At 37.6% G+C, this 8,020-nt stretch carries 7 protein-coding genes; 1 reads left to right on the top strand and 6 read right to left on the bottom strand.

The genetic code is table 11. From position 1 onward, the window contains the following. Positions 1-133 precede the first annotated feature (133 nt). Complete coding sequence (locus tag QZ265_RS08420; RefSeq protein WP_296405269.1) at positions 134-481, top strand: hypothetical protein; 348 nt, start codon at positions 134-136, stop codon at positions 479-481. 108 nt (positions 482-589) lie between these two features. Here the strand turns inward: QZ265_RS08420 and QZ265_RS08415 are convergent, their stop codons facing one another. From QZ265_RS08415 to QZ265_RS08390, 6 genes are all read right to left on the bottom strand, one after another. Then, positions 590-1,621 carry an ABC transporter permease gene (locus QZ265_RS08415; RefSeq protein WP_296405267.1) on the bottom strand — a complete coding sequence of 344 codons (1,032 nt, stop codon included), beginning with the start codon at positions 1,619-1,621 and terminating at the stop codon, positions 590-592. A 1-nt stretch (position 1,622) separates the two neighbouring features. Continuing rightward, positions 1,623-2,693 (bottom strand): microcin C ABC transporter permease YejB, encoded by a 1,071-nt coding sequence (yejB, locus tag QZ265_RS08410; protein ID WP_296405265.1) that lies wholly within the window; start codon positions 2,691-2,693, stop codon positions 1,623-1,625. Positions 2,694-2,771: 78 nt separating this feature from the next. Next, positions 2,772-3,551: a hydroxyacylglutathione hydrolase gene (gene gloB / locus QZ265_RS08405; RefSeq protein WP_296405264.1), complete on the bottom strand. Its 780-nt coding sequence runs from the start codon at positions 3,549-3,551 to the stop codon at positions 2,772-2,774. Between the two features lie 71 nt (positions 3,552-3,622). Then, entirely contained in the window at positions 3,623-5,476 is a 1,854-nt protein-coding gene (locus QZ265_RS08400) for an extracellular solute-binding protein (RefSeq protein ID WP_296405262.1), read from the bottom strand. 123 nt (positions 5,477-5,599) lie between these two features. Continuing rightward, positions 5,600-6,802, bottom strand: coding sequence for a 3-phosphoserine/phosphohydroxythreonine transaminase (serC, locus tag QZ265_RS08395; RefSeq protein WP_296405260.1), 1,203 nt, complete (start codon positions 6,800-6,802; stop codon positions 5,600-5,602). Between the two features lie 140 nt (positions 6,803-6,942). Further along, a complete protein-coding gene (locus QZ265_RS08390) occupies positions 6,943-7,899 on the bottom strand; it encodes a hypothetical protein (protein ID WP_296405258.1) in 957 nt (318 codons plus the stop codon). Positions 7,900-8,020 lie beyond the last annotated feature (121 nt).

Genomic DNA, 8,020 nt, shown 5'->3' with positions numbered 1-8,020 from the left:
TTGACTAAAAAATAGTCTCCGCCAGTGCCATGGTCGAATGTTCCACACGCCCTAAGCATTACTCTATTTTTATATTATTATCTTGAGGTTTATTATTATGACAATTTCCACATTGCAAAAATCTTCTAAATTTATGGCTTTAGGCTTATTAACGTCAGCCGTTATTAGTTTAAGTGGCTGTCAATCCAACCCATCTGCCCCAGTGATTCAACGTGCCGATTCTATTTTTGAGACCAGTGGTATTGGTAAAACCAAAGTTCAAGCGCAACAGAATGCATTAGCCAGTGCCAAAAAAACTTGTGGCATGCGTCAAGCAATTATTGTAAAAGACGAGCTTGTGTATAACGGTATATTTAATGAAAAAACGGGTCGCATGATTGACCAAACTGGTTCAATTGCGGGTGCAGTCTTTGGTACTAGTAAGCCAGACCTTTCTCGAGACGATGACTACGAATATAATATTAGTTTTCGCTGTCAATAAGCTTTGATCTAAAAAACTTTTATAATGAATAACTTACGTTTTTTTTCAATAAACTAGTTAACAATAAAACGTTATTTATTATAAAAACAATTCAAGGATTACTATGAATTAGCGCCTTGGATCAAACGCATCTCTGAGGGCCTCCCCAACGAATATCAATAGTGATAATACGATAGTCAAACTAAAGAAGGCTGACAATGCTAGCCAAGGCGCATCTAAGTGTTCTTTTCCTTGGTTCATCAACTCTCCTAAAGATGGGGACCCTGGCGGCAAGCCATATCCTAAGAAATCTAACGAGGTCAATGCCACTATATTGGCTGTTAAGATAAAGGGTAACTGCGATAAGCTTGACGCCAAAGCATTAGGTAAAATATGACGTAGCATTATTTGAGAGTCTGTCGCGCCTAAGTTTCTGGCAGCTCTTACATAATCGAAATTACGTGCCCGTAAAAATTCAGCTCGTACCAAACCTACCAAACTCATCCAGCCAAATAACAGCATTAGAGCAAATAAGACCCATACACTTGGGTTAAACAGGCTGACTAAGATAATAATCATAAACAGTTGAGGTAGACCTGCCCATACCTCCATAAAACGTTGACCAATGAGATCTGTCCAGCCTCCATAATAACCTTGTATGGCACCTACTATGATGCCTATTAGCGAGCCGGCTAATGTTAAAGCTAAACCGAATATCAGCGAGATACGCATACCATATAAAATGCGAGCTAAGACATCTCTACCCGTATCATCGGTTCCTAACCAGTTCTGACTATTGGGCGGTGCTGGATAAGGCTGTTCAATTTCGACACTTGCTGTTTGATCAGCAAACTCTATTAGCGGCATAATCATAAAGCCATTCTGATCAATCAATTCTTTTACGGCTGGGTCTTTATAGTCCGCTTCAGTTTCAAAAATGCCTCCAAATGTCGTCTCAGGATAGGCTTGAACAACTGGGAAGTATAAGTGGCCATCATAGCTAACCACTAAAGGTTTATCATTAGCCACAAAGTTAGCAAAAAGACATATTAATGAGATGATGGCAAATAATATAAGGGTAAACACGCCTAACTTATTTTGCTTAAAACGTTTAAATCTAGCCTGCCATATGGGGTTAAGGGTAATCGATAGCTTACTCATCTTACCGACCCTCGAAATCAATACGAGGGTCAATCAAATGATAGCTTATATCACTGATAAGCTGTAGCAATAGACCTACTAATGTAAAAATAAAGAGGGTACCAAATATCACTGAATAATCTCGTTGTACAACTGCTTCAAAGCCCATTAAACCTAGTCCGTCAAGTTTAAAAATTATCTCAATTAAAAAATTACCGGTAAAAAATATACTAACAATTGCGGCAGGGACACCAGCAATAACAATGAGCATAGCGTTTCTAAACACATGACCATAAAGCACCTGATTAGTAGACAATCCTTTGGCGCGCGCGGTTAAAACATACTGTTTTGATAACTCTTCGATAAAGCTAAATTTAGTCAAATAGGTCAGTGCTGCAAAGCCTCCAATAGTGCTTGCCGTTAGAGGTAACGCCAAATGCCAAAAATAGTCTTTTATTTTGGCCAACGTGTTTAAATCATCGAAATTTTCAGAAACAAGACCTTGTAAAGGGAAGATTTGCCAATAGCTCCCTCCTGCAAAGAGAACCAATAGGATTACCCCAAAGACAAATATCGGAATGGCATGCCCCACAGCCAACATTACCGCAGTTAATTTATCTACACCTGAACCATGATGCATCGCCTTGTAAATACCTAAAGGTATGGCAATAAGATAAATAAGCAAAGTACTCCATAAACCCAGTGAAATAGATATGGGTAATTTCTCGATGATTAACTCAGTAACCGGTTTTCCCTTAAAAAATGAGGTACCAAAATCTAGTACAGCATAATTTTTTAACATAATCCAAAAACGTTCTGAGGCAGATTTGTCAAAACCATATTGAGCTTTAATGGCATCAACCATTTCTTTAGACAATCCTCGGGAACCACGATAGCTATTGTCTGAAATCGGATTACTTTTACCGACGCCTGCACTGACAGTCTCTCCAGCATTTTTAGCTAATTCAATTTGAGCAATTTGTTGCTCAACCGGTCCACCTGGTGCAGCTTGCACCAACACAAAGTTGGTTAAAAGAATAAGAAATAAGGTCGGTATGATAAGCAATAACCGTTTTAAAATATAACGTCCCATTATTTCAATCCTTATGATTATATACCGCGATTATTCAAACATCTCAAAGTATATTGGTCTAACATTACATTAATTAATTTAGAAATTATCTTTCAAAGCTCGCAAAGCACTAAAGACAGTAAAGGACTTAGTGTCTGCAAGCTCAACTTGTCGTTGTACCCCATCAATAACCGTCAACTCTTCACTCCGTAAAAAGACATTAACTTGTCTTTCGTGCTCTAAAGTGACCGGTAATGAGGGCTTACCTTGATTGTTTAGCGCTTCGACCTCCACTAAGGTCTGTTGCATTATGAGATTGTCTGGTTCAATAAAAAGACCAAATCTTAAATTTGAGGCAGTGTATTCATGGGCTGGATAAAACAATGTATTTTTTGGCAACTTGTTTAAGCGCTTAAAGCTTTCAAAGAGTTGTTCAATAGTGCCAGTAAAGACTCGACCACAACCAGCACTAAATAAGGTATCGCCACAAAATACCTGCTTTAACTCATCTTCGGCCAATATATATGCCAAATGAGATGCAGTATGTCCCGGTACCGCCCAAACCTGAGCTGTATAGCCCCATGCACTGACTGAACTGCCCTCTTTAACAATCTGATCAGGATTTACGCCATGATCTAAACCTGCTACCACATGAGTCATTGGATATAGCTCTCGTAATTCAGCCACACCACCGATATGATCATGATGATGATGAGTAATCCAAATCGCAGTCAATTCAAGTTGGTACTGTTGTAAATACTGAGCAACAGGTTCAGCTTGACCTGGATCAATCACGATGACTTGTTTATTCTTATCATTAACAAGTGCCCATATATAGTTATCTGTAAAGGCTCGAATAGGCGTAATAATTAAGCTCATGATATTTCCTATTATTAAATAAATTGGGTCAGCAATATATATTTGTAGAGAATGTTAAATAAGGCAAAATTTCATTTAAGGTATTTATCAATAATAGACTCTGCTGATTTATCCACCCACCAATAATCAATACCAATTGAATCATCTGGCAAGGTTTGATGATGACGATATTTATCCCAGTAAACGACTCTTGTACTAGTTGAACCATACATTGGCACCATATAGTACCCGGCTCTTAGCAGTCGATCTAAAACTTTGGAATATAAGACAATCTTTTCTCTATTGTCAGCTTTTATTAACTTATCTATTACAGTATCTATGGCTTTATTTTTGATACCACTAAAGTTCTGATTACCTTGCTCATCAGCAGCTTTACTTCCCCACATATAGCTCTGCTCTGAGCCTGGTGAATTGCTTTGAGGGTAACCTGCTACAATCATATCGTAATCGAACCTTCTTAAACGCTCTAAATATTGGGAAGTATCAACTTGTCTAATTGAAACCGTAAAGCCTAGTTTTTTTAGATTATTTACAAAAGGTAGGAGTACTCGAGTTATTTTGTCATCGGTTATAAGTATTTCAAACTTAGCCTGTTTGCCATCTGCTTGATACAATTGCATATCTTTATAAAAAAAACCTGCTTGTAGCAATTTTTCTCTAGCCTCTAATAGAGCTTGACGGTTATACCCTTTTCCATCTGACTTTGAAAGATGCCATTCTGATATAGCAGCTTGTCTTTGAATGGGTTCAAGCTGCGGCAAAAGAGGTTTTAAAACTTCATACTCGTTTGCACTAGGTGTGCCGGTAGCTGCTAACTCTGAGCCGTGGAAAAAACTCTCAAGACGCTGATATTGACCATAAAATAAGGTTTTATTCATTAGCTCAAAATCAAAGGCATTGGTTACAGCCTGACGTACTCGAATATCTGAAAATATGTCTTTTCTAAGGTTCATGACAAGCGCCTGCATAGCCACAGGATTTTTGGTAACTATTGCCTCTTTTTTGATCAAACCAGCTCTAGCTGCTGGAAAATCATAAGCTGTCACCCATTTTCTGGCAGAGCTCTCTTCTCTAAATTGATACTGACCTACTTTAAATCCTTCTAAAGCAATCTCATCACTACCATAATAGGTGTATTTAATATAATCAAAATTATATCGCCCAATGTTGGACATGACTTGCTGACCCCAATAGTTAGGGTCACGTTTATAGGTGACACTCCGACCTTGTTCAACGTGATATAGCTTATAGGGCCCACTCCCCATCAAAGGCGTAAGCGAAAGCTTCTCAAAGTCTTTATCAATCGAATCCTTTTTAAAGATTGGAAATTGTCCCACAATTAACAAAAGCTCTTTATTTTCGGCAGAATTAAAATGAAACTTAACCCGATACTTATCAATAATCTCAACTTTATCTACGCCAGATAAATAACTACGTGTTTGCATCAATCCTTTGTTTAACAAAGCATCATAGGTGGCTTGTACATCGGCACTAGTGACTGCTGAACCATCCCAGAACTTTGCTTTTGGGTTGATGTGATAGATAATCCAACTGGTATCTTCAGGATCATAAGTTACTTTATCAGCCAATTGCGGATACATAACAAATGACTCATTTAGTGAGCCAGTTAATAGCGTATCGTAAAGATAACCGGTACCACTCATGGCGATACCCGTCGTCATCCAAGGGTTAGCACTATTAAATGTCCCCGTTGCTGATAAAGATAACATACCGCCTTTTGGCGCTTGTGGATTTGCATAAGGCATAAAAGGCGCATTAATATAAAGCGCATCACTATTATGTCCAATGGCTGTTACCGTAATTGGATCAGCTTGCGCAATAGGTATGCAATTGATTAATAGCGCTGACAACAGAATTGAAGCTAGTAAAGAGGTCTGTTTTTTAAAAAACAAATTAGTCTTCAAACCATCTCTCCATTTAGCTTTTCAATTAAGGGGATAACTTTAATCACGCTATCTTTCAACCTTTATTAGTTCTTCGAATTAAAATTATGGATAATCAAAATTATCATTTAGATGTGTTAATTTTTAAGACTGCTTCTTAGCAAATTCAGTCATAAAGTGACATAAAGCTTGAACCGATTCTAGGCTCACTGCATTATAGATACTCGCACGCATACCACCTACATCACGGTGACCCTTTAAATTAAGCAAACCTGCCTGCTCTGCTTCTGCTAAAAATTGTGAATCAAGACTACTGTTCTTTAAGGTAAAAGGCACATTCATTATAGAGCGATACTTCCTGTCCACTGGGTTAACATAAAAGTCGCTTTGATCAATAGTTTTATACAATAATTCAGCTTTTTGACGGTTTTGCTTTGCGATCACTTCCAAACCACCTTGCTGCTCTAACCATTTAAAAACCAACCCTGCTAAATACCATGAATAGGTAGCAGGCGTGTTTAACATTGATTCTTTGCTAGATTGACTGGAATAATCAAGTAAGGCAGGACACCAATCACTGGCTTTACCAATCAAGTCTTCACGGATAATGACAATAACAAGTCCAGCTGGACCTATGTTTTTTTGAGCACCGGCATATATCATGCCAAATTTTGACACATCAATCGGTTCAGATAAGATGCATGAAGACATATCAGCAATTAAGGGAGCATCAACTTTGGGTGGCTCAAAAATTTGAACGCCATGAATAGTTTCGTTGACACAATAATGAAAATATTGAGCGCTGTTAGATAACTGCCATTCACTTTGATCAGGCACAGTCGTAAAATTAGAAGCTTTACTAGACGCAACCTCATTGACTACACCCAATCCTAACTGAGCATACCGATTGGCCTCTTTAATGGCTTTTTCTGACCAAGCACCTGTGGTTAAGTAATCTGCTTTACCACTATTGTCTTCTGTAGCCAATAAGTTTAAAGGAATCGCTGAAAATTGTAGCGTTGCACCACCTTGTAAAAAAAGTACTTTATAATCGTCAGGAATCTTCATTAAACGGCGTAAGCTGTTTTCCGCTTCTTCAGCCACTTTAATATAGTCCGCACTACGGTGGCTTATCTCCATGATAGAGACGCCTTTACCATTCCAATCTAACATTTCAGCTTGTGCTTTTAGCAATACTTCTGTCGGTAACGAGGCAGGTCCCGCACAAAAGTTATGCGAACGATGAACCTCTGAGAAGGTACTAGTATTATTAGTAACATTGTTTTTAGAATTACCATTTGAGCTGAAATTGGCATCTTGATTGGTGGCTGTAGTGACTTGATTCATGATTTTCCTACTAAACATTAAGGTTAAATGGGTTACAGCATTAAAGTGAAAACTGGATAAGTATAATACAATTAACCAAGTTAAAAATACTGTTAACTGGCACAGAAATATTAGCTTTGATATTAAAAGATTTTAATAATTTAATTTTGGTTCAGGGTGTGCCAAAGTTGCTTCTTAAGAGCACTATCTGACAACATTTCTATCAAGTAAGGTAGTTTGATAAGTTTTGGGTGCTCAACACTATGAGGCAGTGGCGTAAGTGCAGCCACCTTAGCTTCATTATTCTTAGACAAGCTAAAAACAAACCCTGCTACGCTTGCATTAGCAGACTCTTTGTCACTAATACCCTGACATATAGGAAATTTTAATCCTTGAGCTGTTACAGACAATGCTAAAAGTATATTTTCCCACAAAGTTAACGCTTGCTGATCTTTAAAAATGGACACATCAACTATTAGCACCCAGTCTTTATATTGAGCGCCAACGATTTCAAAAGGAGCAACTTGTTCTAAACTTTCTGCAAGGTTTGCCTTTTTTTCTACACTTTGTGTTTTGTCTACTAATGAATTAGCTGTTTGTGATTCGACTGTTTTTGAATGGACAGTTTGTGCTTCGAATATTGGTTCTTTTGGGACTTGAAAATTTCTTCTTAAAGCTTGAATCTGATTAACGTTCAATGCCGATTTATCTAAATTTTGCTTATCTAAATTTTGCTCAGAATTAATATTAAAAATCTGATCTTGATCAGTTATAGCTGATGAATTTTGAATGGCTAGGTTATCACTTAGCTGTTTTACTGTAGGCTTTACATCGGCAGAAGTTAAGCTTATATCTGCTTGCAGATCAATAGAATTAGCTTTAACTTTAATATTTTTCTCATAGTGTTCAGCAAAATTCTCATAATCAACACGCACAGTATCACATTCTCGTGGTATCCAAATATCAAGACCCAACATACCTAGTATTTGTCGTTGTTGAACTACTAATGCAGATAGCTCATTGACTACCCTACTCTCTATTTGAGCATAGTCTTTGGCCGTTGAGCCTGATGAACTGCTCATCAAACTAGTAGATGTGTGAGAATTATCATAAATCATAATATGTCATTTTTTAAAGGCGGGGCAAATAACTAGTGTTTGTCTTAGGGCGTGTTGAACATTCAAAATTTCAGCCAAATGTAAGCACAAGCCAAAGCGACATTATTTTCATAACTTTGCT

Source organism: Psychrobacter sp. (assembly GCF_018260395.1).
Classification (GTDB): domain Bacteria; phylum Pseudomonadota; class Gammaproteobacteria; order Pseudomonadales; family Moraxellaceae; genus Psychrobacter.
The sequence above is the reverse complement of the archived record's forward strand: the minus strand, read 5'-3'. Positions and strand labels throughout refer to the sequence as shown.

Coding starts and splice junctions, on each gene's coding strand:
- QZ265_RS08390 (WP_296405258.1), bottom strand. CDS start 7,899: ATGATTTATGATAATTCTCACACATCTACTAGTTTGATGAGCAGTTCA.
- QZ265_RS08420 (WP_296405269.1), top strand. CDS start 134: ATGGCTTTAGGCTTATTAACGTCAGCCGTTATTAGTTTAAGTGGCTGT.
- serC (WP_296405260.1), bottom strand. CDS start 6,802: ATGAATCAAGTCACTACAGCCACCAATCAAGATGCCAATTTCAGCTCA.
- QZ265_RS08415 (WP_296405267.1), bottom strand. CDS start 1,621: ATGAGTAAGCTATCGATTACCCTTAACCCCATATGGCAGGCTAGATTT.
- gloB (WP_296405264.1), bottom strand. CDS start 3,551: ATGAGCTTAATTATTACGCCTATTCGAGCCTTTACAGATAACTATATA.
- yejB (WP_296405265.1), bottom strand. CDS start 2,693: ATGGGACGTTATATTTTAAAACGGTTATTGCTTATCATACCGACCTTA.